Source organism: Streptomyces sp. CMB-StM0423 (assembly GCF_002847285.1).
GTDB lineage: Bacteria > Actinomycetota > Actinomycetes > Streptomycetales > Streptomycetaceae > Streptomyces.
On the sequence record NZ_CP025407.1, the window covers coordinates 3,292,992 to 3,318,915 of the forward strand.

Here is a 25,924-nt window from a genome sequence, read left to right on the forward strand (position 1 = left end):
TAACGGCGGCGGGGCGCCGGGCGGAAGGGCGCACGTAGGGTGCGGGGATGGGGCGTGAGCGGGTGGACAAGCCGGAGTTGCGGGCGCAGGTGGTGATCGCGGGGGTCATGGGTGCCCTCGCGGGGGCCGCGCTCACCGGGGGGCGGGGAGTCCGTACGGCGGTCACCGGGGCCGCTGCCGGGGCGGTCGGCCTCGGGGTGGCCGAGGCGGTCGCCCGGGTACGGCAGCGGCCGGGCGGGATCCCGGCGCTGTGGCAGCGCATCGCCGCGAGCGGCGCCCTGGCGGCCGGCGCGGGCTGGGCGGGCGCCCGGCCGACGGGCGCGGGTCCGGTGGCGGTGGGCACAGTGGCGGGTGCGGCGGCGGGCGCGCTGGGCATACGGCCGCACAAGGTCGCCCTGGGCCCGGTGGTGGGCGCGGCGGCCCTCGGCGTGCACGGCTTCGCCGAGCGGCTCGACGTCCATGCCGGCGGCGACGGCCGGCTCCGCGCCGAACACGCCTTCTCCGTCTTCGGCATCCCGTTCCTCGTCCTGCACTACCGAAGGGAACGCAAGGCATGACGCCCGACGACTGGACCCCCGTCACCACCGGCGAGTCCGGTGCCGCCGTCTTCCGCAGCGCGGACGGCACCCGCTACGCCAAGCACGTACCCGCGACGGATCCCGCCGGCGCCGCCGCACTCGCCGACGAGCGCGACCGCGTCGCCTGGCTGGCCGGCCAGGGCGTGCCGGGACCCCGCGTCCTCGACTGGCACTCCGACGGCACCGGCGCCCGCCTGGTCACCGCCGCCGTCCCCGGCGTCCCGGCCGACCGGTTGCCGCCCGAGGACCTGCGGGCCTGCTGGAGCCGGATCGCGGAGGCCGTACGCACCCTCCACGCGCTCCCCGCCGCCGGCTGCCCGTACCGCAGGGACCTGGACGACGTGATCGCCACCGCCCGCGATGTCGTCGCCCGCGGCGCCGTCCAGCCCGACTTCCTGCCAGAAGAGCAACAGCAGACCCCGCCCGCGGAGTTGCTGGCCCGCCTCGAACCCCAGCTTCCCCGGCGCCGGAAGCAGGCCGCCGACGACACCGTCGTCTGCCACGGCGACCTCACCCTGCCGAACATCGTCCTCGACCCCGGGACCCTGGACGTGTCGGGCTTCGTCGACCTCGGCCGCCTCGGACTCGCCGACCGCCACAGCGACCTGGCCCTGCTCCTGGCCAACTCCCGCGAAACCTGGCCTGACGAGGCCGGGGCCCGCGTCCAGGACACCGCCTTCGCCGAGCACTACGGCACGGTCCCCGACCCCGACCGCCTCCGCTTCTACCTCCACCTCGACCCCCTCACCTGGGGCTGAGGCGTCAGGCCGGCGCGCCCGCCCGGATCAGCCGGACGTGCGCCTCCTGGAGTCCCTCCGGGAGTGCGTCCGGGCTGAACCAGTCCGCCGCCAGGATCTCGAAGCCGTCGAGCTTCAGGGTGCCGCCCACGTGCAGCGCCTCGTACGCGATCTCCGTGCGCAGCCGGTAGCCGCTGGTCACCTGGACCAGCCGGCCGGGCACGACGTCGAGGCCGGTCTCCTCCCGGACCTCGCGCACGACGGTCTGCGGGAACTCCTCGCCCTTGACCGCGAAGCCGGTCGGCAGGCCCCAGGGCCGGGAGTCGGGCCACATGCGGTGCTTGAGCAGCAGCACCTGGCCCTGTTCGTTCCGCACCACACCCGTCACACCGATCATGAACTTGGCCTGGGTGAACCACAGGATCCGCCACTGCAGGGGACCGCGCAGGAGCTTCCAGGCCCGGGCGACGACACGCTTCATGTGCCGCATCTTGTCAGGAGTGGTCCGCTTCGCGCCGGGCTCTGAGGGTGCGGACCTTGTGGCGGTTGCCGCAGCGCTCCATGGAGCACCAGCGGCGGCGGCCCGGGCGGGAGGTGTCGGCGAAGAGGAGGTAGCAGCGCTCGCCCGCGCACTCGCGGATGCGGTACGCGTACGGGCCGGAGAAGAGGTCCACCGCGTCGCGGGCGACCGTCGCCAGGAGCCGGGCCGTCGTCGCAGGTCCCGGGGCCCAGGACGGGGTGCCGTCGGGGGTGAGGCGGGGGGCCAGCGGGGGTTCGGCCGCGGCGGCGTTGAGGACGGCGAGGTCCGCGGCGGGGAGGGGTTCGGCGTGGGCGCGGGCCTGGGTGAGGCGGAACAGGGCGTCGCGCAGGTGGCGTACGGCCGGTACGTCGTCGTCGGTGACCGCCAGTTCCGGCACCGGGCGCAGCCTGCTCGCCGCCGCCCACGCCGCGACGTCCGCGGGGGTGTGCAGCACCTCGTACCGCGCGAAGGGCCCCGGGCCGCCGGTCGTCAGCAACTCCAGGCTCAGCGCGCCCGGATCGAAGCGGAAGACCTGGCCGTCCGGGGGTCGCATCTCGACGCCCGGGGCGTGGGCGCTTGCCTCGTCCACCATGTAACCAGTATAACCGGTACATGGTTCCCACGCACTGGAAGCTCGTTATCGACGCCACCGACCCGCACGCCCAGGCCGACTTCTGGGCCGCCGCCCTCGGCTACGAGGTGGAGGACAACAGCCCGCTCATCGAGCAACTCCTCACCGCGGGCGCCGTCCCCGAGGACGTGCTCACCCGCCACCGCGACCGCCGCGCCTGGCGCACCGCCGCCGCCGTCCGGCACCCCGACGACCCGTACGACCCCACCTCCGGCACCGGGCTCGGCCGCCGGCTGCTCTTCAACCAGGTCCCCGAGCCCAAGCCCGCCCACAAGAACCGCCTGCACCTCGACCTCCACCCCGAGTCCGGGCGGCGCGAGGAGGAGACGACCCGGCTCGCGGAGCTGGGGGCCGCCGTCGTCCGGCACGTGAAGGAGCAGGGCGGCGAGTGGACCGTCATGACGGACCCGGAGGGGAACGAGTTCTGTGTGCACTGACATGGGCGCACGCGAAGGCCGCCGCGTGCCGGGGAGGCGCGCGGCGGCCCTTGCGGTGCGGTACTGCGGTCAGCCCGCGGCGGCCTCCAGGGCCTCCGGGGTGACGGCGCCGACGTAGACCTTGTCGTCCGTGATCAGCACGTTGACCAGCCGGCTCTCGAAGACCCGGCCCGCGTCCGTCTTGTCGGTGAAGAAGTCGAGGGCGGCCCCGACCCCGTCCTCGCTCAGCGTGCCGCCGGGCAGCGAGATCTCGGCGATCGAGCCCCAGCCCTCGCCGTGGACCTTCACGTCCTCCAGGCCGCCGGACTTGCCGCCCTTGGCCCAGTCCCCGCCGGCCCAGTCGCCGCCGAAGCCGCCGAAGCCCTTGCCGAAGTCACCGCCGTGGCCCTCGCCGAAGCCCTCGCCCGGGTCCTGCTCCGTCACCTCGGCGCCCGCGGGCGGCGCGAACAGGTCCGCGTCCGGCTTGTTGAAGTCGACCTTCGTGAAGCCGGCGTCCAGGACCGCCTTGCCGTCGTCCGCGGTCAGCGCCACCCGCAGCGGCACGCCGTTGTCGGCGTCCACCGCGATCGTGACGTCCCGGACCGTCGACTCGTCCTGCTTCGGCGTCAGCCGCAGCTCGTACGCGTCCTGCCCGGCCACCTGCGCCGTGCCGGCGACGTCCACGTCCGTGGTCTCGTCCGCGGCCTTCAGCAGCCGCTCCGCCAGCTCCTGCGGGGTGGCGTCCTTCAGGTCCTTCGGCAGACCCAGGTCATGCTCCCCGGCGTTTTTCTTCCCCGCGTCCTTCGGCAGCGTGGAGTGGGACACCTCGTCCGAGGCGCCGCCGAACGTCCACACGTCCTTGCCGTTGCGCACCACGGTCCGGTCGCCGTCCGAACCCTTGAGCGTGACCCGCTGCTTCTCCGGGCCGTCGGCCGCGACCTGCAGCTTGGTGTCGCCGGCGAGCAGCCGCGAGAGGTCCGCGCCTTCGCCACCGCCGCCGCCGAACGGTATGGAGGGCAGGCCCAGGTCGGTGCTGACCTGCACCGTGCCGTCGACCGACTCGACCTCCGACGCCAGTGCCTTGGCGATCAGTTCCTCGGCCGTCACGTCGTCCTTGCTCGGTCCTTCGTCCTGCGCGAGCGCGGGCACCAGGCCGATGGTGGCGGCGGCAAGCCCCGCGATACCCAGGGGCACCCCGTACCGCACCGCCTTTCTGCGCCGGGCCGCGGCGAGGTCCGCGGCGCGGTCCTCTGCCTCGTCGGCGGGTCGCTCCGGTGGGATCAGTGCCATGGGAAGTACCTCCGTCTCCGCGATGGTCCGCGGAAAGTCATTCGCTGCGTCACGGCTTCCCCTCCATCACAACAAACCGGACGGCCCGTGGCGTCAGCCCCTGGGTGCAGCTTCGATTACTCCTGTCGTATGACGGCATCCGCCCCGGGAGGGGGATCACCCTGACCTTTCTACGGGTCATCCGCCCCGGGACCGCGGCCGGAACCGCTACCCCGCCCGGTCCACCACCGCGTCGCACAGCCCCTCCAGGGCCGTCCGCGCGGGGCACGCGGGCAGCGCCGTCAGGATCGCCCGCGCCTCCGCCGCGTACCGCACGGTGTCCCGCCTGGCCTGCTCCACCGCGGGGTGGACCCGCAGCCTGGCCAGGGCCTCCGCGTGCCGCGAGTCGTCCGTCAGGTCGTCGGCGAGCAGCGCCGCCAGCTCCAGGTCCGCCGGCTCGCGGTGGCGCTGGGCGGCGGCGCGCAGGTGCAGCACCGGCAGCGTCGCGACGCCCTCGCGCAGGTCGGTGCCCGGGGTCTTCCCCGACTCGGTGCCGTCGCTGGTGATGTCGAGCAGGTCGTCCGCGAGCTGGAAGGCGATGCCGATGCGCTCGCCGTACTGCGTCAGCACCTCCACCACCGACTCGTCCGCGCCCGCCGTCAGCGCGCCGAAGCGGCCGGAGACGGCGATGAGCGAGCCGGTCTTGCCGGCGAGCACGTCCAGGTAGTGGTCGACCGGGTCGCGGCCCTCGGTCGGCCCCGCGGTCTCCAGGATCTGCCCGGTGACCAGCCGCTCGAACGCCTGGGCCTGGATACGGACCATCTCGGGGCCCAGGTCGGCGAGTAGCCGCGAGGCGCGCGCGAAGAGGAAATCGCCGGTGAGGACGGCGACGGAGTTGGCCCAGCGGCTGTTGGCGCTGGGGACGCCGCGGCGTACGGCGGCCTCGTCCATCACGTCGTCGTGGTAGAGCGTGGCCAGGTGCGTCAGCTCGACGACGACGCCGGAGGGCGCGACGCCCGGCGCGTGCGGATCGCCGAACTGCGCGGCGAGCATGACAAGCAGGGGGCGGAATCTCTTGCCGCCCGCGCGGACGAGATGCCGCGCGGCCTCGGTGATGAACGGCACATCGCTCTTCGTGGCCTCCAGGAGGCCCTCTTCGACGGCCGCGAGTCCGGCGTCGACATCGGCTTCCAAGGCTCGGTCCTGAACGCTGAGCCCCAAGGGCGCGACCACGGTCACGAGGGCTCCTCCTGTCTGCAGACGTTCACGTGGAACAGATTGTCGATGTGTCGTTAGCAACCACCATGCACCACGCTCGCAGCGTATCCGGTCACGCGACGATCACGTCGGGCGGCTTCCCCTAGGCCGACCTGGGGGTCGTAACCTGAGGTCCCCAGCCCGCCGACCACGATGAGGCAGGACCCCGCGATGTCCGAGCACAGCCCGCTCGACGTTCCTGAAGGCGATCCCTTCGGGCCGCACAACCTTCCGTACGGTGTCTTCTCCACGCCCGACGGCACGAACCCCCGAGTGGGCGTGCGCTACGGCGATTACGTCCTGGACACCGCCGCCGTCGCGGCGGCCCTCGGCTCCCCGCACACCGCGCTGCTCGCCGCCCGGACGCTGGCGCCGCTGATGGCCGCGGGCCGGCCGGTGTGGCAGGCCGTACGGGCCGGGGTGACCGGCTGGCTGACCGACCCGGCACACCGCGCCGCCGTCGGGCCGCACCTGCACGAGGTGGACCGCGTCGTGCTGCACATGCCCTTCGAGGTCGGCGACTACGTCGACTTCTACTCCAGCGAGCACCACGCCGCCAACGTCGGCCGCATCTTCCGCCCCGGCGAGGAGCCGCTGACGCCCAACTGGAAGCACCTGCCCATCGGCTACCACGGCAGGTCCGGCACGATCGTCCCCACCGGCACGCCCGTCGTACGCCCCGCCGGCCAGCGCAAACGCGCCGCCGACGACCCGGCCGTCGGCCCCGGGTTCGGACCCAGCATCCGCCTCGACATCGAAGCCGAAGTCGGCTTCGTCATCGGCGTACCGTCGCGGATGGGCACGCCCGTGCCCCGTACCGCCTTCCGCGACCACGTCTTCGGCGTCTGCCTGGTCAACGACTGGTCCGCGCGCGACGTCCAGCCGTGGGAGCAGCGCCCCCTCGGCCCGCACCAGGCCAAGTCCTTCGCCACGTCCATCGGCACCTGGATCACCCCCCTCGACGCCCTCGAAGCCGCCCGCGTCGCCCCGCCGGAGCGCACGCACCCGCTGCTGCCCTACCTCGACGACACCGGCCCCGACGACACCGGCAACGGCTACGACCTGCGGCTTGAGGTACGGATCAACGGCGAGACGGTCTCCCGCCCGCCGTTCGCCGCCATGTACTGGACCGCGGCGCAGCAGTTGGCCCACATGACCGTCAACGGCGCCTCCGTACGCACCGGCGACCTCTACGCCTCCGGCACCGTCAGCGGTCCCGAACCCGATCAGGTGGGCTCGCTGCTGGAGCTGACGAAGGGCAAGGGCCCGTGGCTGGAGGACGGGGACACCGTCGCCATCGACGGCTGGGCCCCGGGACCGAACGGCGTGCGGATCGCCCTCGGCGGCGTCCACGGCCAGGTCAAGCCGACCGGCTGGACCCCGCCGCAGCGCTAGAGCCGGCTGCGGGGTCCGGGGGCGCCGCCCCCGGACCCCGCAGCTCAGCGGACGAACACCCCCGCGTTCCCGGCCAGATCCAGGAAGTACTGCGGCGCCACGCCCAGTACCAGCGTCGCGGCCAGGCCGACGGCGATGGCGGTGACGGTGAAGGCGCTCGGCACGGTCACCGCGGGGCCCTCGGGACGCGGCTCGCTGAAGAACATCAGCACGATGACGCGGACGTAGAAGAACGCGGCGATGGCCGAGGCGATGACGCCGACGACGACCAGCGGCGTCGCGCCGCCGTCCGCCGCCGCCTTGAACACCGCGAACTTCCCGGCGAAGCCGCTGGTCAGCGGGATGCCCGCCATCGCCAGCAGGAACACCGCGAAGACCGCCGCGACCAGCGGCGAACGCCGGCCGAGACCCGCCCACTTGGACAGGTGCGTCGCCTCGCCGCCCGCGTCCCGCACCAGCGTGACGACGGCGAACGCGCCGAGCGTCACGAAGGCGTACGCGGCCAGGTAGAACAGCACCGAGGAGATGCCCTCCTCGTTGGCCGCGGTGACACCCGCGAGGATGAACCCCGCGTGCGCGATGGACGAGTACGCCAGCAGTCGCTTCACGTCGGTCTGGGTGATCGCGAGGATCGCGCCGATGACCATCGTGAGGATCGCGACGCCCCACATCACCGGCCGCCAGTCCCACTTCATCCCCGGCAGCACGACGTACAGCAGCCGCAGCAGCGCGCCGAACGCGGCGACCTTGGTGGCCGCGGCCATGAAGCCGGTGACGGGGGTGGGGGCGCCCTGGTAGACGTCCGGGGTCCACATGTGGAACGGCACGGCGCCGACCTTGAAGAGCAGGCCGAGCAGCACCATCGCGCCGCCGATGAGCAGCAGCGCGTCGTTGCCCATGGTGTCGGCGAGCGCCGGGGTCATCTTCTGCGGGTTGCCCGCGACGACGTCGGCGATCTCGGCGTAGCGCACGCTGCCCGCGTAGCCGTAGAGGAGCGCGACGCCGAAGAGCAGGAACGCCGACGAGAAGGCGCCCAGCAGGAAGTACTTCACCGCCGCCTCCTGCGACATCAGCCGCTTGCGGCGGGCGACGGCGCAGAGCAGGTACAGCGGCAGGGAGAAGACCTCCAGCGCGATGAAGAGCGTCAGCAGGTCGTTCGCGGCCGGGAAGATGAGCATGCCGCCGGTCGCGAAGAGCAGCAGCGGGAACACCTCGGTGGTGGTGAACCCCGCCTTGACCGCGGCCTGTTCCGCCTTGCCGCCGGGTACGGCGGCGGCCTCGGCGGCGAAGGAGTCGACCCGGTTGCCGTGCGCGACCGGGTCCAGCCGGCGCTCGGCGAAGGTGAACACCCCGAGCACGCCGACCAGCAGGATGACGCCCTGGAGGAACAGCGTCGGGCCGTCGATGGCCAGAGCGCCCATCGCGGCGGTCTGCGCCTCGTCCGTGCCCTTGCCGGTGGCGGCCAGGGCGACGACGGCGCCGAACGCGCCGGCCATCGCGAGGGTCGCGAGCCCGACCTGGACGGCGTACCGGTGCCGCCGGGGCAGGAACGCCTCGATGGCGATGCCCAGCACGGCCGCGCCGATGACGATCAGCGTGGGCGCCAGCAGGTCGTACTCGATGTGCGGTGCCTTGATCTTGTCGACACCGTCCTGCGCCATCCACAGGCTGTGGACACCCCTACTCATGCGTGGCCTCCACAGGGTTCACATCGGGCTCCGGGTCGGACTTCTGCACGTCGGACATGGTGTGCTCGACGGCCGGGTTGACAATCTCGGTGAGCGGCTTCGGGTACACGCCGAGGCCGATGAGCAGCGCGATCAGCGGCGCGACCACCAGCACCTCGCGCACCCGCAGGTCGGGCAGCTTCGCGACCTTCTCCGTGACCGGCCCCGTCATCGTCCGCTGGTACAGCACGAGGACGTAGATCGCGGCCAGCACGATGCCCACGGTGGCGATGATGCCGATCGCCGGGTAGCGGCTGAACGTGCCCACCAGCACCAGGAACTCGCTGACGAACGGCGCGAGCCCCGGCAGCGACAGCGTGGCCATGCCGCCGATCAGGAAGGTGCCGGCCAGCACCGGTGCCACCTTCTGCACGCCGCCGTAGTCGGCGATGAGCCGCGAGCCGCGGCGGGTGATGAGGAACCCGGCCACCAGCATCAGGACGGCGGTGGAGATGCCGTGGTTGACCATGTACAGCGTCGCCCCGGCCTGGCCCTGGCTGGTCATCACGAAGATGCCCAGCACGATGAAGCCGAAGTGGGAGATCGAGGCGTACGCGATCAGCCGCTTGATGTCCCGCTGCCCGATTGCGAGCAGCGCACCGTAGAGGATGCTCACCAGCGCGAGCACCAGCACCACCGGCGTCGCCCAGTCGCTCGCCTCGGGGAAGAGCCCGAGGCAGAAGCGGAGCATGGCGAACGTGCCGACCTTGTCGACCACCGCGGTGATGAGCACGGCGACCGGCGGGGTGGACTCGCCCATGGCGTTGGGCAGCCAGGTGTGCAGCGGCCACAGCGGCGCCTTCACCGCGAAGGCGAAGAAGAAGCCGAGGAAGAGCAGCCGCTCGGTGTTCGTCGAGATGTCCAGGTCGCCGTTGGCGCGCGCCTGGAGGATCTCCTGGAGCGAGAACGTGCCGGAACCGAGCTGGTCGTTGGTGACGACGAAGAGGCCGATGACCGCGGCCAGCATGATCAGGCCGCCGGCCAGGTTGTACAGCAGGAACTTCACGGCCGCGTACGAGCGCTGCCGCGCCGCCTCTTCCTCGCCGTGTTCGTGCGCCTTGTCCCCGAAGCCGCCGATGAGGAAGTACATCGGGATGAGCATGGCTTCGAAGAAGATGTAGAAGAGGAAGACGTCCGTGGCCAGGAAGCTGACGATCACCATCGCCTCGACGGCCAGGATCAGCGCGAAGAAGCCCTGGGTGGGGCGCCAGCGGGAACTCTTGGTCTCGACGGGGTCCGCGTCGTGCCAGCCCGCGAGGATGACGAACGGGATCAGCAGCGCGGTCAGCGCCACCAGCGCGACGGCGATGCCGTCGACACCCAGCTCGTATCTCACCCCGAAGTCGGCGATCCACGCCCGCGACTCGGTGAGCTGGAAGCGGTCGCCGTCCGGGTCGTACCGGACCGCGATCACCGCGGCCAGCACCAGCGTCGCCAGCGACACGCCGAGCGCGAGCCACTTGGCCAGCTCGCGCTTGGCCGCGGGCACCGCGGCGGTGGCGATCGCGCCCACGGCCGGGACCGCCGCGGTGATCGTCAGCAGCGGGAAGGAAGAATCAGCCATGGGTTCAGACCGCCCTCATCAGCAGGGTGGCGGCGATGAGGACCACCGCGCCCCCGAACATCGAGACCGCGTAGCTGCGGACGTAGCCGTTCTGGACCCGCCGGGTCCTGGCGGAGAGGCCGCCGAACGCCGCCGCGGTTCCGTTGACGATGCCGTCGACCAGCTTGTGGTCCAGGTAGACCAGGCCGCGGGTCAGGTACTCGCCGGGCTTGACCAGCGCCACGTGGTTGAAGTCGTCCTGCAGCAGGTCGCGCCGGGCGGCGCGGGTGAGCAGGGAGCCGCGCGGTGCGGCGGCGGGGACCGGGCGACGGCCGTACTGCAGCCAGGCCACCGCGACACCGAGGACCATGCAGGTGACAGTGGCGCCGGTGACGATGCCGACGCTCAGGCCGTCCGGCAGGTGCCCGTGCTCGAAGCCGGTGACCGGCTCCAGCCAGTGCACGAACCGCTCGCCGACGTCGAAGAACGCGCCCGCGCCGACCGAGCCGATCGCCAGCACGATCATCGGGATCGTCATCGTCTTCGGCGACTCGTGCGGGTGCGGCTCGTTGCCGTGCGCGTCCGGCTCCCAGCGCTTCTCGCCGAAGAACGTCATGAGCATCACGCGCGTCATGTAGTACGCGGTGAGCGCCGCGCCCAGCAGCGCCGCGCCGCCCAGGATCCAGCCCTGCGTACCGCCCTTGGCGAACGCGGCCTCGATGATGAGGTCCTTGGAGAAGAAGCCCGACAGGCCCGGGAAACCGATTATGGCCAGATAGCCCAGGCCGAAGGTGACGAACGTGACCGGCATGTACTTCCTGAGGCCGCCGTACTTGCGCATGTCGACCTCGTCGTTCATGCCGTGCATGACGGAGCCCGCACCGAGGAAGAGCCCGGCCTTGAAGAAGCCGTGGGTCACCAGGTGCATGATCGCGAACGCGTAGCCGATCGGGCCGAGCCCGGCGGCCAGGATCATGTAGCCGATCTGCGACATGGTCGAGCCGGCCAGCGCCTTCTTGATGTCGTCCTTCGCGCAACCGACGATCGCACCGAAGAGGAGCGTGACCGCGCCGACGATCGTGACGACGAGCTGCGCGTCCGGTGCCGCGTCGAAGATCGCGCCGGAGCGGACGATCAGGTAGACGCCCGCGGTCACCATCGTGGCGGCGTGGATCAGCGCGGAGACCGGCGTGGGGCCCTCCATCGCGTCGCCCAGCCAGGACTGCAGCGGCACCTGCGCCGACTTGCCGCACGCCGCGAGCAGCAGCATCAGCCCGATGGCCGTCAGCTTGCCCTCGCTGGTCTCGCCGACCGAGTTCATCACCGGCTCGAACGCGAAGGTGCCGAAGGTGACGAACATGATCATGATCGCGATGGACAGGCCGACGTCGCCGACGCGGTTGACGATGAACGCCTTCTTCGCCGCCGTCGCCGCGCTCGGCTTGTGCTGCCAGAAGCCGATCAGCAGGTACGAGGCGAGGCCGACGCCCTCCCAGCCGACGTACAGCAGCAGGAAGTTGTCCGCGAGGACCAGCAGCAGCATCGCCGCGAGGAAGAGGTTCAGATAGCCGAAGAACTGGCGGCGGCGCTCGTCGTGCTCCATGTAGCCCACGGAGTACAGGTGGATGAGCGAGCCGACGCCGGTGATCAGCAGCACGAACGTCATCGAGAGCTGGTCGAGCTGGAACGCCGCTTCCGCCTGGAACCCCTCGACCGGAATCCAGGTGAAGAGGTGGCTGTGCAGCGCTCGCTCCTCGCCGTCCTTGCCGAGCATGTCGGCGAAGAGGACGAGGCCGAGGACGAAGGAGGTGAAGGACAGGCCCGTACCGAGCCAGTGGCCCGTACGATCCAGCCTCCGCCCGCCGCAGAGCAGCACCGCCGCGCCGAGCAGCGGCGCCGCGACGAGCAATCCGATGAGTGACTCCACTGGTGCGTCCCCTTACAGCTTCATCAAAGCGGCGTCGTCGACCGAGGCCGAGTGGCGGGAGCGGTAGAACGACACGATGATCGCCAGGCCGACCACGACCTCCGCGGCGGCGACGACCATGGTGAAGAACGCGACGATCTGGCCGTCGAGGTTCCCGTGCATCCGGGAGAACGTGACCAGCGCCAGGTTGCAGGCGTTCAGCATCAGCTCGATGCACATGAACACCACGATGGCGTTCCGCCTGATGAGCACCCCGGCCGCGCCGATGGTGAACAGCAGCGCGGAGAGATACAGGTAGTTGACCGGGTTCACTCGCCCTCTCCCTTTCCGGCCTTACCGCCGGCGTTCGCGCCGACGGAGCCGTCCCCGTCGTCGTCGCCGGTGTCCGGTTCCAGGGCCTTGCCCTGGTAGTCGGCGGTGCGCTGCTCTATGGCGGCGAGATCCGCCAGCGCCTGCGCGGAGACGTCCCGGATCTGGCCGCGGTCGCGCAGCGTGCGGTTGACGGTCAGCTCGGACGGCGTGCCGTCGGGCAGCAGGCCCGGGAGGTCCACCGCGTTGTGGCGGGCGTAGACGCCCGGCGCGGGCATCGGCGGCACCTGGACGCCGTCGCGTACGCGCTGCGCGGCCTGCTCGCGCTGGGTCGGGGTGGGCTCGGTCTTCTCGCGGTGGGTGAGGACCATGCCCGCCACCGCGGCGGTGATCAGCAGCGCGCCGGTCAGCTCGAAGGCGAAGACGAAGTCGCGGAAGATCAGCGCCGCCAGACCGTGGACGTTGCCGCCGGAGTTGGCGTCCTCCAGGCCCTCGAAGGTGTTGAGGCTCGCGTTGCCGATGCCGGCGATCAGCAGGATGCCGAAGCCGATGCCGCAGAGCATCGCCAGCCAGCGCTGGCCCTTGATGGTCTCCTTCAGCGAGTCCGCCGCGCTGATGCCGACGAGCATCAGCACGAAGAGGAAGAGCATCATGACCGCGCCGGTGTAGACGACGATCTGCACGACGCCGAGGAAGTAGGCGCCGTTGGCGAGGTAGAAGACCGCCAGGATCACCATCGTCCCGGCGAGGCAGAGCGCCGAGTGCACCGCCTTCTTCATCAGCACGGTGCCCAGCGCACCGGCGACGGCGAAGACGGCCAGCACCCAGAACTGGGTCGCCTCCCCGGTGGACGTGGTGTAGCCGGCCTGGGCGAGGGCATTCATGCCTGGGCTCCTTCGGAGTGCGGCTCCGGTGCCGACTCGCCCTTGCTGACGGCGACCTGGCGCTCCGTGCCGGCGGCGGCCTCGGTGACGAGGCCGCTGTAGTAGTCCTTCTCCGTCATCCCCGGGTAGATGGCGTGCGGCGAGTCGACCATGCCCTCCTGGAGACCGGCGAGCAGCTCGTCCTTGGTGTAGATGAGGGACTCGCGGCTGCGGTCGGCCAGTTCGTACTCGTTGGTCATGGTCAGCGCCCGGGTGGGGCACGCCTCGACGCACAGCCCGCACAGGATGCAGCGCAGGTAGTTGATCTGGTAGACGCGGCCGTAGCGCTCACCGGGCGAGTAGCGCTCCTCTTCGGTGTTGTCCGCGCCCTCGACGTAGATCGCGTCCGCCGGACAGGCCCACGCGCACAGCTCGCAGCCGATGCACTTCTCCAGCCCGTCCGGGTGCCGGTTGAGCTGGTGGCGGCCGTGGAAGCGGGGCGCCGTCGGCTTCTTGTACTCGGGGTACTGCTCGGTCAGCCGCTTCTTGAACATGGCCTTGAAGGTCACGCCGAAGCCGGCCACCGGGTTGACGAACCCCTGCTTGTCCTTCTTCTCGTCAGCCATTGTCGGCCTCCTCAGTGTCGCCTCCGGGACCGTTCGTGCCCACCAGCTCGCGCTCGCGGCGCGAGGGACGGCGGGGCACGGGCGGGAGGGTCTGACCGGGCAGCGGCGGTACGGGGTAGCCGCCCGCCATCGGGTCGAACTCCGGCGTGGGCTTGGCCGCCTCGCGGGCCGCCTCCTCCTTGTCCTTGCGGTCGCGGAAGATGTCCACGACGAAGGACAGCAGCAGGATCACCAGCAGCCCGCCGGCGATGTAGAGCACGATCTCGGTGAAGTCCACGTCCTCGTTGCGCAGCGCCCGGACGGTGGCGACCAGCATCAGCCAGACCATGGAGACCGGGATGAGGACCTTCCAGCCCAGCTTCATGAACTGGTCGTAGCGCACCCGTGGGAGCGTGCCGCGCAGCCAGACGAAGACGAACAGGAGGACGAGGACCTTGCCGATGAACCAGAGCATCGGCCACCAGCCGGTGTTGGCGCCCTCCCAGACGGTGCTGATCGGCGCGGGCGCGCGCCAGCCGCCGAGGAAGAGCGTGACGGCCACGGCCGACAGCGTCACCATGTGCACGTACTCGGAGAGCATGAACATCGCGAACTTGATCGACGAGTACTCGGTGGAGTACCCCGCGACCAGGTCGCCCTCGGACTCCGGCATGTCGAACGGCAGCCGGTGCGCCTCGCCGACCATCGCGATGAGGTACACGATGAACGAGACCGGCAGCAGCACCGCGAACCAGCGGTCGTCCTGCGCCGCGACGATCTCCGAGGTCGACAGCGACCCGGAGTAGAGGAACACGGCGGCGAACGACAGGCCCATCGCGACCTCGTACGAGATCACCTGGGCCGTCGCGCGGACGCCGCCGAGCAGCGGGTACGTCGAGTTGGACGCCCAGCCGGCGAGCACGACGCCGTAGGCGGCGATGGAGGCGGTGGCCAGCACGTACAGCATGGCGACCGGAAGGTCGGTGAGCTGCATCGCGGTGCGCTCGCCGAAGATCGACACCTGGTTGTCGGCCGGGCCGAAGGGGACGACCGCGATCGCCATGAAGGCGGGGATCACGGCGAGCAGCGGCGCCAGGATGTAGACGAACTTGTCGGCGCCCTTGACGATGATGTCCTCTTTGAACATCAGCTTCACGCCGTCGGCGAGCGACTGCAGCAGGCCCCAGGGACCGTGCCGGTTCGGGCCGATGCGGAGCTGCATCCAGCCCAGGACCTTGCGCTCGAAGACGATCGCCAGGAGGACCGTCAGCATCAGGAACGCGAAGCAGAAGACCGCCTTGAGGAGGATCAGCCACCAGGGGTCGCCCCCGAAGAAGCTGAGATCCTCCGCGGCGAGGACGCTCGCGCCCTGCGCCGCGGATGCGCTTGCGATCACCGTCGTGCCTCCGTCATGTACGCATCTCCGCCGCGCGATCGCGCGCCGCGCTTCCGCATCGCACTCACGCTTCGACCTCCTTGGATACGGCGGACACCCGGACCAGGTCGCCGGGGTTCGCGCCCGTGGCCGCCGTCACGCCCGGGTCCTTCGACTTCATCGGCAGCCAGACGACCTGGTCGGGCAGCTCCGCGGTGACCCGCAGCGGGAGCGTCACCGTGCCGGCCGGTCCCGTGACCGCGAGCGGGTCGCCGTCGGCGACGCCGGTGGCCTCCGCGGTGGCGGGCGAGAGCCGGGCCGCCGCCTCGTGGCGGGTGCCGGTCAGGGCCTCGTCGCCCTCCTGCAGCCGGCCCTCGTCGAGCAGCAGCCGGTGGCCCGCGAGCACCGCCTCGCCGGCGCCGGGCTGCGGCAGCGGCGCGGCGCGCTCGTCCGGCGGCGTGGGGCGGGTGCCTTCAGTGCGGACGCCGAGGCGGGCCAGCTCGGCCCGTGCCGTACGGGCGTCCGGCAGGCCCAGGTGGACGTCGAGCGCGTCGGCGAGCATGTGCAGCACCCGCTGGTCGGCGGGGGCGAGCCGGCGGGTCATCTGGTCCGGCTTCAGCGCGGCCTCGAACGGCCGGGCGCGGCCCTCCCAGTTGAGATAAGTGCCCTGCTTCTCGGCGACCGCGGCCACCGGGAAGACCACGTCGGCCCGCTCGGTGACCTCGCTGGGCCGCTGCTCCAGGCTGACCACGAACTCCGCCCGGTCCAGCGCCTCGCGGGCCTTCTCCGGGTCCGGCAGGTCGGTGACCTCGATGCCGCCGACGAGCAGCGCGCCGATGTCCCCGGCCGCGGCGGCGTCCAGGATCCGGCCGGTGTCGCGGCCCTCGCCGGTGGGCAGTTCCGCCAGGCCCCAGGCGGCGGCCGTCTCGCGGCGGGCCTCGGTGTCGCTGCCGGACCGGCCGCCGGGGAGCATCCCGGGCAGCGCGCCGGCCTCGATCGCGCCGCGCTCGCCTGCGCGGCGCGGGATCCAGGCGAGGGTGGCGCCGGTGGCCTCCGCGGTACGTACCACGGCGGACAGCGCGCCCCGTACCCCCGCCAGCCGCTCGCCGACGAGGATCACCGCGCCCTCCTGGCGCAGCGCGTCGGACGCGGCCTTGCCGTCCTCGCCGAGTCCGGCGCCGGAGCCGAGGGCGTCGAGCCAGCTCGGCTCGGTGCCGGGAGCGGCCGGCAGCAGCGTGCCGCCGGCCTTCGTCAGGCCGCGGGTGGCGAAGGAGGCGATCGAGTAGACCTTCAGCCCCTTCTTCCGCCACGTCTTGCGCAGCCGGAGGAAGACGCCGGGCGCCTCCTCCTCCGCCTCCAGGCCGGCGAGCAGCACCACCGGTGCCTTCTCCAGCGCGCCGTACGTGACGCCGCGGCCGCTGCCCGCGACCTGCGCGGCCAGGAACGCGGTCTCCTCGGCGCTGTGCACCCGGGCGCGGAAGTCGATGTCGTTGGTGTCGAGCGCGGCGCGCGCGAACTTCGCGTACGCGTAGGAGTCCTCCAGCGTCAGCCGCCCGCCGGTGAGCACCCCGGCCCGCCCGCGGGCCGCCGCCAGCCCCGCGGCCGCGGCGCGCAGCGCCTCGGGCCAGCTCGCCGGCTGCAGCTCACCGCTGTCGTCGCGGACCAGCGGCTGGGTGAGCCGGTCGGGGAGCTGCGCGTACCGGAAGCCGAAGCGGCCCTTGTCGCACATCCACTCCTCGTTGACCGCCGGGTCGTTGGCGGCGAGCCGCCGCATGACCTTGCCGCGGCGGTGGTCGGTGCGGGTGGCGCAGCCGCCGGCGCAGTGCTCGCAGACGGACGGCGAGGAGATCAGGTCGAAGGGGCGCGAGCGGAAGCGGTACATCTTCGAGGTGAGCGCGCCGACCGGGCAGATCTGGATGGTGTTGCCCGAGAAGTACGACTCGAAGGGCACGCCCTCGCCCGTACCGACCTGCTGGAGCGCGCCGCGGTCCAGCATCTCGATCATCGGGTCGCCGGCGATCTGGTTGGAGAACCGGGTGCAGCGCGCGCAGAGCACGCAGCGCTCGCGGTCCAGCAGCACCTGGGTCGAGATCGGCACCGGCTTTTCGAAGGTGCGCTTCTGGCCGTCGAAGCGGCTCTCGGCCTGCCCGGCGGACATCGCCTGGTTCTGCAGCGGGCACTCGCCGCCCTTGTCGCAGACCGGGCAGTCCAGCGGGTGGTTGATGAGCAGCAGCTCCATCACGCCGCGCTGCGACTTCTCGGCGACGGCCGAGGTGAGCTGGGTCTTGACCACCATGCCGTCGGTGCAGGTGATGGTGCAGGACGCCGACGGCTTGCGCTGGCCCTCGATCTCGACGATGCACTGGCGGCAGGCGCCGACCGGGTCGAGCAGCGGGTGGTCGCAGAACCGCGGGACCTCGATGCCGAGTTGCTCGGCGGCCCGGATGACCAGGGTGCCCTTGGGCACGCTGACCTCGACGCCGTCGATGGTCAGCGTGACCATGTTCTCCGGAGCGGCAGCCTTCTCCGGTGCCTTCTCCGGCTCCGTGACGGTCACGCGGTCACCTCCTGGTGGGTCGTGGAGCCGGGGGTGTCGGCCCAGGCGGTGGATCTGGCCGGGTCAAAGGGGCAGCCGCCGCCGGTGATGTGCTGCTCGTACTCGTCGCGGAAGTACTTCAGCGAGGAGAAGATCGGCGCGGCGGCGCCGTCGCCGAGGGCGCAGAAGGACTTGCCGTTGATGTTGTCGGCGATGTCGTTGAGCTTGTCGAGGTCGTCGAGGGCGCCCTTGCCGGCCTCGATGTCGCGGAGGAGTTGGACGAGCCAGTACGTGCCCTCGCGGCAGGGGGTGCACTTGCCGCAGGACTCGTGCTCGTAGAACTCGGTCCAGCGGGTGACGGCCCGCACCACGCAGGTCGTCTCGTCGAAGCACTGGAGCGCCTTGGTGCCGAGCATGGAGCCGGCGCCGCCGACGCCCTCGTAGTCGAGGGGGACGTCCAGGTGCTCGTCGGTGAGCATCGGGGTGGACGAGCCGCCGGGGGTCCAGAACTTCAGCCGGTGGCCGGGGCGCATGCCGCCGCCCATGTCGAGCAGTTGGCGCAGGGTGATGCCGAGCGGCGCCTCGTACTGACCGGGGCGGGCGACGTGGCCGGAGAGCGAGTACAGCGTGAAGCCCGGGGACTTCTCGCTGCCCATCGTGCGGAACCACTCCTTGCCCTTGTTCATGATGGCGGGAACGGAGGCGATGGACTCGACGTTGTTCACCACAGTGGGGCAGGCGTACAGGCCCTCGACGGCCGGGAAGGGGGGACGCAGCCGGGGCTGGCCGCGCCGGCCCTCCAGCGAGTCGAGCAGCGCGGTCTCCTCACCGCAGATGTACGCGCCGGCGCCGGCGTGCACCGTGACGTCCAGGTCGAGCCCGGAGCCCAGGACGTCCTTGCCGAGGAAGCCCGCGGCGTACGCCTCGCGCACCGCCTCGTGCAGCCTGCGCAGCACCGGCACGACCTCGCCGCGCAGGTAGATGAACGCGTGGTTGGACCGGAACGCGTAACAGGCGATGACGATGCCCTCGATGAGGGAGTGCGGGTTGGCGAAGAGCAGCGGGATGTCCTTGCAGGTGCCCGGCTCCGACTCGTCCGCGTTGACGACGAGGTAGTGCGGCTTGCCGTCACCCTGCGGGATGAACTGCCACTTCATGCCGGTCGGGAAGCCGGCGCCGCCGCGGCCGCGCAGACCGGCGTCCTTGACGTACGCGATGACGTCGTCGGGCGACATCGCGAGGGCCTTGCGCAGCCCCTGGTAGCCCTCGTGCCGCCGGTACGTGTCCAGGGTCCAGGACTCCGGGTCGTCCCAGAAGGCGGAGAGCACCGGGGTCAGCAGCTTCTCCGGCGAGTCGACGGTCATCACGCGCCCTCCTCCTCGGTGGGCTCATCCGCGGACGCGGTGGGCGGGTACGCCGGGTCGGACGCGGAGGTCTGCTGCGGCGCGTCGTGCGAACTGGGGTGGCCGGCGGGCGGCTGGTCCTCCAGCGCGTCCGCCGGCGGGTTGGCCGGGTGCGGCTGCGCGCGCTGGGTGACCGCGCGCGCGGCCGGGACCTCGCCCTTGGCCATGCGCAGCCCGATCAGCGAGGCGGGACCCGCACCGCCGGACTCCGCGACGGCGCCAGGGCGCTCGTCGGGGAATCCGGCCAGGACGCGGGCGGTCTCCTTGAACGTGCACAGCTTCGCGCCGCGGGTGGGGTGCACCTCCGCGCCGGCGCGCAGATCGTCCACGAGCCGCTTGGCGGACTCGGGGGTCTGGTTGTCGAAGAACTCCCAGTTGACCATCACCACGGGGGCGAAGTCGCACGCGGCGTTGCACTCGATGTGCTCCAGCGTGACCTTGCCGTCCTCGGTGGTCTCCTGGTTGCCGACGCCCAGGTACTCCTTCAGCTCGTCGAAGATGGCGTCGCCGCCCATCACCGCGCAGAGCGTGTTGGTGCAGACTCCGACCTGGTAGTCACCGGAGGGCTTGCGCCGGTACATGGTGTAGAAGGTGGCGACCGCCGTCACCTCGGCGGCGGTCAGGTCCAGCGTCTCCGCGCAGAACTGCATGCCAGTGCGCGTGACGTGGCCTTCCTCCGACTGCACCAGGTGGAGCATCGGCAGCAGCGCGGACCGGCTGTCCGGATAGCGGGCGATGATCTCCCTGGCGTCCGCGGCCAGCCGCTCACGCACCTCGGCTGGATAGTCCGGGGCCGGCAACTGGGGCATGCCCAGCGACACGGCCGCCTGGCCCTGCTCTGCTGTCGTCATCGGTCGACGCCTCCCAAAACCGGGTCGATGGACGCGATCGCCACGATCACGTCGGCGACCTGGCCGCCCTCGGTCATGGCCGCGATAGCCCCCAGGTTCACGAACGAAGGCTCGCGGAAGTGCACCCGGAACGGGCGGGTGGCGCCGTCGCTGACGGCGTGCACGCCCAGTTCGCCCTTGGGCGACTCCAATGCCACGTACGTCTGCCCCGGCGGCACCCGGAAGCCCTCGGTGACCAGCTTGAAGTGGTGGATCAGGGCCTCCATCGAGGTCCCCATGATGTTCTTGATGTGGTCCAGCGAGTTGCCGAGGCCGTCGGGCCCCAGCGCGAGCTGCGCGGGCCAGGCGATCTTCTTGTCGGCGACCATCACCGGGCCCGGCTCCAGCCGGTCCACGCACTGCTCGGCGATCCGCAGCGACTGGCGCATCTCCTCCAGCCGGATGAGGAACCGGCCGTAGGCGTCTGCGGTGTCCGCGGTGGGGATGTCGAAGTCGTACGTCTCGTAGCCGCAGTACGGGTCCGTCTTGCGCAGGTCGTGCGGCAGCCCGGTGGCGCGCAGCACGGGGCCCGTGACGCCGAGGGACAGGCAGCCGGCCAGGTCCAGGTGCGCGACGTCCTGCATCCGGGCCTTGAACGCCGGGTTGTTGGTCGCCAGCGCGTCGTACTCCGGGAAGTTCTTGCGGAGCTTCTTGATCGTCTCGCGGATGGAGTCGACCGCGCCGGGGGGCAGGTCCTGGGCGAGCCCGCCGGGGCGGATGAACGCGTGGTTCATCCGCAGTCCCGTGATGAGCTCGAACAGGTCGAGGACCAGCTCCCGGTCGCGGAAGCCGTAGATCATGACCGTGGTGGCGCCCAGCTCCATGCCGCCGGTGGCGATGGCCACCAGGTGGGAGGCGATCCGGTTCAGCTCCATCAGCAGCACCCGGATGACGGTGGCCCGGTCGGGCACCTCGTCGGTGATGCCGAGCAGCTTCTCCACCGCCATGCAGTACCCGGCCTCGTTGAAGAACGAGGTCAGGTAGTCCATGCGGGTCACGAAGGTGGAGCCCTGGGTCCACGTGCGGTATTCGAGGTTCTTCTCGATGCCGGTGTGCAGATAACCGATCCCGCAACGGCACTCCGTCACGGTCTCGCCGTCGATCTCCAGGATGAGCCGCAGCACGCCGTGGGTGGAGGGGTGCTGCGGGCCCATGTTGACGACGATCCGCTCGTCGTCGGCCCGGTGGACCGACTCGACGACCTCGTCCCAGTCACCGCCGGTGACGGTGTAGACGGTGCCCTCGGTGGTCTCCCGGGCGGCCCCGGTCGCGTGGGTGGTGCTCATCGGTACGACCTCCGCTGGTCGGGAGCAGGGATCTGGGCACCCTTGTACTCGACGGGGATGCCGCCGAGGGGGTAGTCCTTGCGCTGCGGATGGCCCTGCCAGTCGTCCGGCATGAAGATCCGGGTCAGCGCCGGGTGGCCGTCGAAGACGATGCCGAAGAAGTCGTAGACCTCGCGCTCGTGCCAGTCGTTCGTCGGGTAGACCTCCACGACGGACGGGATGTGCGGGTCCTCGTCGGGCGCGCTGACCTCGACCCGCAGCAGCCGGGAGTGGGTCAGCGAGCGCAGGTGGTACACGGCGTGCAGCTCGCGGCCCTTGTCGTCGGGGTAGTGCACGCCGGAGACGCCGGTACACAGCTCGAAGCGCAGCGCCGGGTCGTCGCGCAGGGTCCGCATCACGCGCACCAGGTGCGTGCGGTCGACGTGGAAGGTCAGCTCGCCGCGGTCGACGACGACCTTCTCGAAGGCGTTCTCGGGGAGGAGCCCCTGCTCTTCGAGGGCACCCTCCAGTTCGTCGGCGGCCTCGTCGAACCAGCCGCCGTACGGGCGCACGGACTCGCCCGGCAGCCGGACGCTGCGCACCAGCCCGCCGTAGCCGGAGGTGTCACCGCCGCCCTCGGAGCCGAACATGCCGCGCTGGACGCGGATGGTCTCGCCGTGATCGCCGCGCCTGCCGGGCAGGTTCTCGGCGTTCAGGTCCTGGTCGGGGTTGACCCCGTCCGCGCTCTCCCCACTCACCGGAGAAGACCCTTCATCTCGATCGTCGGGAGCGCCTTCATCGCGGCCTCCTCGGCCTCCCTGGCGGCCTCCTCGCGGTTCACGCCGATCTTCTCGTGGCGGATCTTCTCGTGCAGCTTGAGGATCGCGTCCATGAGCATCTCGGGGCGCGGCGGGCAGCCGGGCAGGTAGATGTCGACCGGCACGACGTGGTCGACGCCCTGCACGATCGCGTAGTTGTTGAACATGCCGCCGGACGAGGCGCAGACGCCCATGGAGATGACCCACTTGGGGTTCGGCATCTGGTCGTAGACCTGCCGCAGCACCGGCGCCATCTTCTGGCTCACCCGGCCCGCGACGATCATCAGGTCCGCCTGGCGGGGCGAGCCGCGGAAGACCTCCATGCCGAAGCGCGCCAGGTCGTAGCGGCCGGCACCGGCGGTCATCATCTCGAACGCGCAGCAGGCCAGCCCGAACGTCGCCGGGAAGACGGACGACTTGCGCGCCAGCCCCGCGGCCTGTTCGACCGTGCTGAGGATGAACCCGCTCGGGAGTTTTTCTTCAAGTCCCATTCGTAGTACCCCCTAGTCCCATTCCAGTCCGCCGCGGCGCCACACGTAGGCGTACGCGACGAAGACGGTGAGCACGAAGAGCAGCATCTCCACGAGCCCAAAGATCCCCAGGGCGTCGAACGAGACGGCCCAGGGGTAGAGGAAGACGATCTCGATGTCGAAGATGATGAACAACATCGCCGTCAGGTAGTACTTGACCGGGAAGCGGCCCCCACCGGGGGGCATCGGCGTCGGCTCGATGCCGCACTCGTAGGCCTCGAGCTTGGCCCGGTTGTAGCGCTTCGGACCCACCAGCGCCGCCGCGACCACGGAGAACACCGCGAAGGCCGCCGCAATGGCTCCGAGCACGAGGATCGGCGTGTATACGTTCACCGCTGGCCCCGCTCCTCTCCAGTCGTCGATGACTGCCTGCAAGTCCACACCGGACTCGCGTTCCTGCCCCACCAAGATCGCTCACATGTGAGGCAGTTCACAAGCCCTACTGATGGGCATCTTATGCCCATCGCTCTGTGATCTGTGACACGGGGGTCCCCTACGGCTTTGTGATCTTAACCACCCGGTGATCGATCGCACGCGCGAATGCCCGCGGAGCAGGCCGCGCGGTGCGACGGAACGATCACCGGATCTCCGCCACCGGCGGCGGGCCGCAGGTCAGCGGGGTGGGGGCGGCGGGGTTCGAGGGGCGGGCGATTTCACCGTGGCGCGGCCGGAGGCGAATTCGAGCGCCGTCGCGCTCAATTGTTATTCGGGTGTCACGGCGCCTTCGCGCACACGCACAAGCGCCTCCGCGGGGAGCGCGGGCACGGAAACGGATCCGAGTGATTTGGGCCACAGTACGGGTTACGGAGCAACCGGCCTTGCTTGGTTTGCGGCGGCAGAAGTGATAACCGTCCGGCAACGTTCGGCGCGCGGGCCAAATGCCGTGCGTATCAGGGAGGTAACGACGCGGGGAAGGCCGGCCGCCGGAGAGCGCCCGGGGAACAGACCGCCCAAATGCCTCATTTCACAGAGGGGGTCGCCAAGTGTGGCGCATCCCACGACTGTTGAAACACGGTCCTTCCCCCTGATAGCGCTGGTGTTCATGTCCCGTAAACCGCACATACCCAGCCACCGGAAGCCCCGGCGCCGGCAGGCCCCCGCGTGGGTCGTCCGCACCGGAGTCGCCGGTGGCGCCCTCGGCACCATGGTCGCGACGGCGGCGTCCGCTCCCGCCCTCGCCGACACCAGCAAGACCACCGGTACGACGGCCACGGAGTCGACCGCCGCACTCCCCACCGTGGACGTGAGCACGGCCCTCACCACCGGCGTCGAGCAGAGCGCCGACGCCACCCAGACCGCGGCCCTGCGCCTCGAACTGCGCACGAACGCGCAGGAGGCCGCCGAGGACGCCCGTAAGGCGGCCGCGAAGGCCAAGAAGGAGGCGGAGGCCCGCGCAGCCGCCGAGGAGCGCGCCAGGGAGCGGGCAGCGGCCCGCGCCGCGGAGCGCGAGGAACTGGCCGCCGCCTCGGCCTCCTCGGACGCCCCCGCCGACGACTCCGCGCCCGCCGCCGAGACCCCCGCGGCGGCCCCGGCCGCGTCGGGCAGCGTCGGCACGGTGCTGGACTTCCTCAACGCCCAGGTCGGCAAGGCGTACGTGCTGGGCGCCACGGGCCCGTCGTCGTACGACTGCTCGGGCCTGACCCAGGCCGCGTTCCGGACCGTAGGAGTGGAGCTCCCCCGCACCGCCGCGGAGCAGTCCACGGTCGGCACCCCGGTCGCGGTCTCCGACGTCCAGCCCGGCGACCTGGTCTTCTGGGGCGGCACCGGCTCGGCGTACCACGTGGCCGTCTACATCGGCGACGGCAAGTACCTGGACGCGGCCAACCCGTCGAAGGGCGTGGTCATCCAGGAGATGTCGTACTACATGCCCACGTCGGCCGTGCGGGTCCTCTGAGCCCTCCCGCGCACCCGCGCACCCGCATACGCGAGAGCCCCCGCCGGCGGTCCGGCGGGGGCTCTCGCGTATGCCTCCCAGGCGCGTGTGCGCGAATTCTCAAGCTCGGGGGGAGACCTTCGTCAGGCCGTTGATGATGCGGTCCATGGCGTCGCCGCCCTGGGGGTCCGTGAGGTTCGCCAGCAGCTTGAGGGTGAAGCGCATCAGGACCGGGTGGGTCAGGCCGCGCTCGGTGGCGAGCTTCATGACCTTCGGGTTGCCGATGAGGCGGACGAAGGCGCGGCCGAGCTGGTAGTAGCCGCCGTAGGTGTCCTTGAGGACCTTCGGGTAGCGCTGCAGCGCCAGCTCGCGCTGGGCGGGCGTCGAGCGGCCGTTGGCCTGGACGACGACGTCCGCGACGATCTGGCCGGACTCCATCGCGTACGCGATGCCCTCGCCGTTGAACGGGTTGACCATGCCGCCGGCGTCGCCGACGAGGAGCAGGCCGCGGTCGTAGTGCGGCTGGCGGTTGAAGGCCATCGGCAGGGCGGCGCCGCGGATGGGGCCCGTCATGTTGTCCGGGGTGTAGCCCCACTCCTCCGGCATCGAGGAGCACCACGCCTTGAGCACGTCCCGCCAGTCCAGCTCCTTGAAGGCGGACGAGGAGTTGAGGATCCCGAGGCCGACGTTGGACGTGCCGTCGCCCATGCCGAACACCCAGCCGTACCCGGGCAGCAGCCGGTCCTCGGCGCCGCGCTTGTCCCACAGCTCCAGCCAGGACTCCAGATAGTCGTCCTCGTGCCGCGGGGAGGTGAAGTACGTCCGTACGGCGACGCCCATCGGGCGCTTCTCGTTGCGGTGCAGACCCATGGCCAGGGAGAGCCGCGAGGAGTTGCCGTCGGCGGCGATGACCAGCGGGGAGTGGAAGGTGACGGGCGTCTTCTCCTCGCCGAGCTTGGCGTGCACGCCGGTGATCCGGCCCGTGCGCTCGTCGATGACGGGCTGGCCGACGTTGCACCGCTCGTACAGCCGGGCGCCCGCCTTCTGCGCCTGCTGGGCGAGCTGCTGGTCGAAGTCGTCGCGCTTGCGCACCAGCCCGTAGTCCGGGTACGCGGCCAGCTCGGGCCAGTCGAGCTGCAGCCTGTTGCCCCCGGCGATGATCCGCAGGCCCTTGTTCCGCAGCCAGCCGGCCTCTTCCGAGACGTCGATGCCCATGGCGATGAGCTGCTTCGTCGCCCGTGGGGTGAGCCCGTCGCCGCAGACCTTCTCGCGGGGGAACGCCGTCTTCTCCAGCAGCAGGACGTCGAGCCCGGCCTTCGCGAGGTAGTACGCGGTCGTCGAGCCGGCCGGTCCGGCCCCGACGACGATCACATCGGCAGTGCGGGTGGGCTCAGAGGCGTCGGTCACGGCGGCTCCCAGGAACGCAGGTCGTTCCCCGCATTCTAGGTGCCGCCACC

At 71.2% G+C, this 25,924-nt stretch carries 24 protein-coding genes; 5 read left to right on the forward strand and 19 right to left on the reverse strand.

Annotation, left to right across the window (positions count from 1 at the left end; all coding sequences use genetic code 11):
* The first annotated feature begins 47 nt into the window (after positions 1–47).
* A complete protein-coding gene (locus tag CXR04_RS14090) occupies positions 48–557 on the forward strand; it encodes a hypothetical protein (protein ID WP_234380219.1) in 510 nt (169 codons plus the stop codon).
* The gene (locus CXR04_RS14095) at positions 554–1,336 is read left to right on the forward strand and encodes an APH(3'') family aminoglycoside O-phosphotransferase (protein WP_101422413.1); all 783 of its coding nucleotides are present in this window, start codon (positions 554–556) and stop codon (positions 1,334–1,336) included. Before CXR04_RS14090 ends, CXR04_RS14095 begins: the two co-directional genes overlap by 4 nt.
* 4 nt (positions 1,337–1,340) lie before the next feature.
* Here the strand turns inward: CXR04_RS14095 and CXR04_RS14100 are convergent, their stop codons facing one another.
* Both CXR04_RS14100 and CXR04_RS14105 read right to left on the reverse strand, forming a co-directional pair.
* Positions 1,341–1,796, reverse strand: a complete 456-nt coding sequence (locus CXR04_RS14100) for an NUDIX domain-containing protein (protein ID WP_101426363.1) — start codon at positions 1,794–1,796, stop codon at positions 1,341–1,343.
* A gap of 13 nt (positions 1,797–1,809) precedes the next feature.
* Entirely contained in the window at positions 1,810–2,427 is a 618-nt protein-coding gene (locus CXR04_RS14105; RefSeq protein ID WP_101422415.1) for a CGNR zinc finger domain-containing protein, read from the reverse strand.
* Positions 2,428–2,447: 20 nt separating this feature from the next.
* On the opposite strand from CXR04_RS14105, the gene CXR04_RS14110 reads away from it, so the two are divergent.
* Positions 2,448–2,903 (forward strand): VOC family protein, encoded by a 456-nt coding sequence (locus CXR04_RS14110; RefSeq protein WP_101422416.1) that lies wholly within the window; start codon positions 2,448–2,450, stop codon positions 2,901–2,903.
* A 69-nt stretch (positions 2,904–2,972) separates the two neighbouring features.
* Here the strand turns inward: CXR04_RS14110 and CXR04_RS14115 are convergent, their stop codons facing one another.
* Entirely contained in the window at positions 2,973–4,172 is a 1,200-nt protein-coding gene (locus tag CXR04_RS14115; protein WP_101422418.1) for a LolA family protein, read from the reverse strand.
* Positions 4,173–4,379: 207 nt separating this feature from the next.
* Entirely contained in the window at positions 4,380–5,390 is a 1,011-nt protein-coding gene (locus CXR04_RS14120; protein WP_101422419.1) for a polyprenyl synthetase family protein, read from the reverse strand.
* A 189-nt stretch (positions 5,391–5,579) separates the two neighbouring features.
* Between CXR04_RS14120 and CXR04_RS14125 the strand changes: the two genes are divergently transcribed.
* Positions 5,580–6,803 (forward strand): fumarylacetoacetate hydrolase family protein, encoded by a 1,224-nt coding sequence (locus CXR04_RS14125; RefSeq protein WP_101422421.1) that lies wholly within the window; start codon positions 5,580–5,582, stop codon positions 6,801–6,803.
* A 44-nt stretch (positions 6,804–6,847) separates the two neighbouring features.
* Here CXR04_RS14125 and nuoN read toward each other — a convergent pair whose 3' ends face one another.
* The 14 genes from nuoN to CXR04_RS14195 all read right to left on the reverse strand — a co-directional run bounded on the left by nuoN (position 6,848) and on the right by CXR04_RS14195 (position 22,927).
* Positions 6,848–8,491, reverse strand: coding sequence for an NADH-quinone oxidoreductase subunit NuoN (gene nuoN, locus CXR04_RS14130; protein WP_101422423.1), 1,644 nt, complete (start codon positions 8,489–8,491; stop codon positions 6,848–6,850).
* Entirely contained in the window at positions 8,484–10,094 is a 1,611-nt protein-coding gene (locus tag CXR04_RS14135; protein ID WP_101422425.1) for an NADH-quinone oxidoreductase subunit M, read from the reverse strand. The genes nuoN and CXR04_RS14135 overlap by 8 nt, the downstream gene beginning before the upstream one ends.
* A 4-nt stretch (positions 10,095–10,098) precedes the next feature.
* The gene (nuoL, locus tag CXR04_RS14140) at positions 10,099–12,000 is read right to left on the reverse strand and encodes an NADH-quinone oxidoreductase subunit L (protein WP_101422427.1); all 1,902 of its coding nucleotides are present in this window, start codon (positions 11,998–12,000) and stop codon (positions 10,099–10,101) included.
* 12 nt (positions 12,001–12,012) lie between these two features.
* Complete coding sequence (nuoK, locus tag CXR04_RS14145; RefSeq protein WP_047017481.1) at positions 12,013–12,312, reverse strand: NADH-quinone oxidoreductase subunit NuoK; 300 nt, start codon at positions 12,310–12,312, stop codon at positions 12,013–12,015.
* Positions 12,309–13,193: an NADH-quinone oxidoreductase subunit J gene (locus CXR04_RS14150; protein WP_101422429.1), complete on the reverse strand. Its 885-nt coding sequence runs from the start codon at positions 13,191–13,193 to the stop codon at positions 12,309–12,311. The genes nuoK and CXR04_RS14150 overlap by 4 nt, the downstream gene beginning before the upstream one ends.
* Positions 13,190–13,798, reverse strand: a complete 609-nt coding sequence (gene nuoI / locus CXR04_RS14155; protein WP_101422431.1) for an NADH-quinone oxidoreductase subunit NuoI — start codon at positions 13,796–13,798, stop codon at positions 13,190–13,192. Before nuoI ends, CXR04_RS14150 begins: the two co-directional genes overlap by 4 nt.
* Complete coding sequence (gene nuoH, locus CXR04_RS14160; RefSeq protein WP_101422433.1) at positions 13,791–15,173, reverse strand: NADH-quinone oxidoreductase subunit NuoH; 1,383 nt, start codon at positions 15,171–15,173, stop codon at positions 13,791–13,793. The genes nuoI and nuoH overlap by 8 nt, the downstream gene beginning before the upstream one ends.
* A gap of 64 nt (positions 15,174–15,237) precedes the next feature.
* Entirely contained in the window at positions 15,238–17,709 is a 2,472-nt protein-coding gene (locus tag CXR04_RS14165) for an NADH-quinone oxidoreductase subunit G (RefSeq protein ID WP_101422435.1), read from the reverse strand.
* Positions 17,706–19,052, reverse strand: coding sequence for an NADH-quinone oxidoreductase subunit NuoF (gene nuoF, locus CXR04_RS14170; protein WP_101422437.1), 1,347 nt, complete (start codon positions 19,050–19,052; stop codon positions 17,706–17,708). The genes CXR04_RS14165 and nuoF overlap by 4 nt, the downstream gene beginning before the upstream one ends.
* Positions 19,052–19,942 (reverse strand): NADH-quinone oxidoreductase subunit NuoE, encoded by an 891-nt coding sequence (nuoE, locus tag CXR04_RS14175; protein WP_101422439.1) that lies wholly within the window; start codon positions 19,940–19,942, stop codon positions 19,052–19,054. The genes nuoF and nuoE overlap by 1 nt, the downstream gene beginning before the upstream one ends.
* Positions 19,939–21,267 carry an NADH-quinone oxidoreductase subunit D gene (locus tag CXR04_RS14180; RefSeq protein ID WP_101422441.1) on the reverse strand — a complete coding sequence of 443 codons (1,329 nt, stop codon included), beginning with the start codon at positions 21,265–21,267 and terminating at the stop codon, positions 19,939–19,941. The genes nuoE and CXR04_RS14180 overlap by 4 nt, the downstream gene beginning before the upstream one ends.
* A complete protein-coding gene (locus CXR04_RS14185; RefSeq protein ID WP_101422443.1) occupies positions 21,264–22,004 on the reverse strand; it encodes an NADH-quinone oxidoreductase subunit C in 741 nt (246 codons plus the stop codon). Before CXR04_RS14185 ends, CXR04_RS14180 begins: the two co-directional genes overlap by 4 nt.
* Positions 22,001–22,555 carry a NuoB/complex I 20 kDa subunit family protein gene (locus CXR04_RS14190; RefSeq protein ID WP_047017472.1) on the reverse strand — a complete coding sequence of 185 codons (555 nt, stop codon included), beginning with the start codon at positions 22,553–22,555 and terminating at the stop codon, positions 22,001–22,003. The genes CXR04_RS14185 and CXR04_RS14190 overlap by 4 nt, the downstream gene beginning before the upstream one ends.
* Before the next feature lie 12 nt (positions 22,556–22,567).
* Positions 22,568–22,927, reverse strand: a complete 360-nt coding sequence (locus CXR04_RS14195) for an NADH-quinone oxidoreductase subunit A (RefSeq protein WP_018840719.1) — start codon at positions 22,925–22,927, stop codon at positions 22,568–22,570.
* 811 nt (positions 22,928–23,738) lie between these two features.
* On the opposite strand from CXR04_RS14195, the gene CXR04_RS14200 reads away from it, so the two are divergent.
* A complete protein-coding gene (locus CXR04_RS14200; RefSeq protein ID WP_101426364.1) occupies positions 23,739–24,488 on the forward strand; it encodes a C40 family peptidase in 750 nt (249 codons plus the stop codon).
* Positions 24,489–24,587: 99 nt separating this feature from the next.
* On the opposite strand, the gene CXR04_RS14205 is transcribed toward CXR04_RS14200, so the two are convergent.
* Entirely contained in the window at positions 24,588–25,874 is a 1,287-nt protein-coding gene (locus tag CXR04_RS14205; protein ID WP_101422445.1) for a geranylgeranyl reductase family protein, read from the reverse strand.
* Between the last annotated feature and the right edge of the window lie 50 nt (positions 25,875–25,924).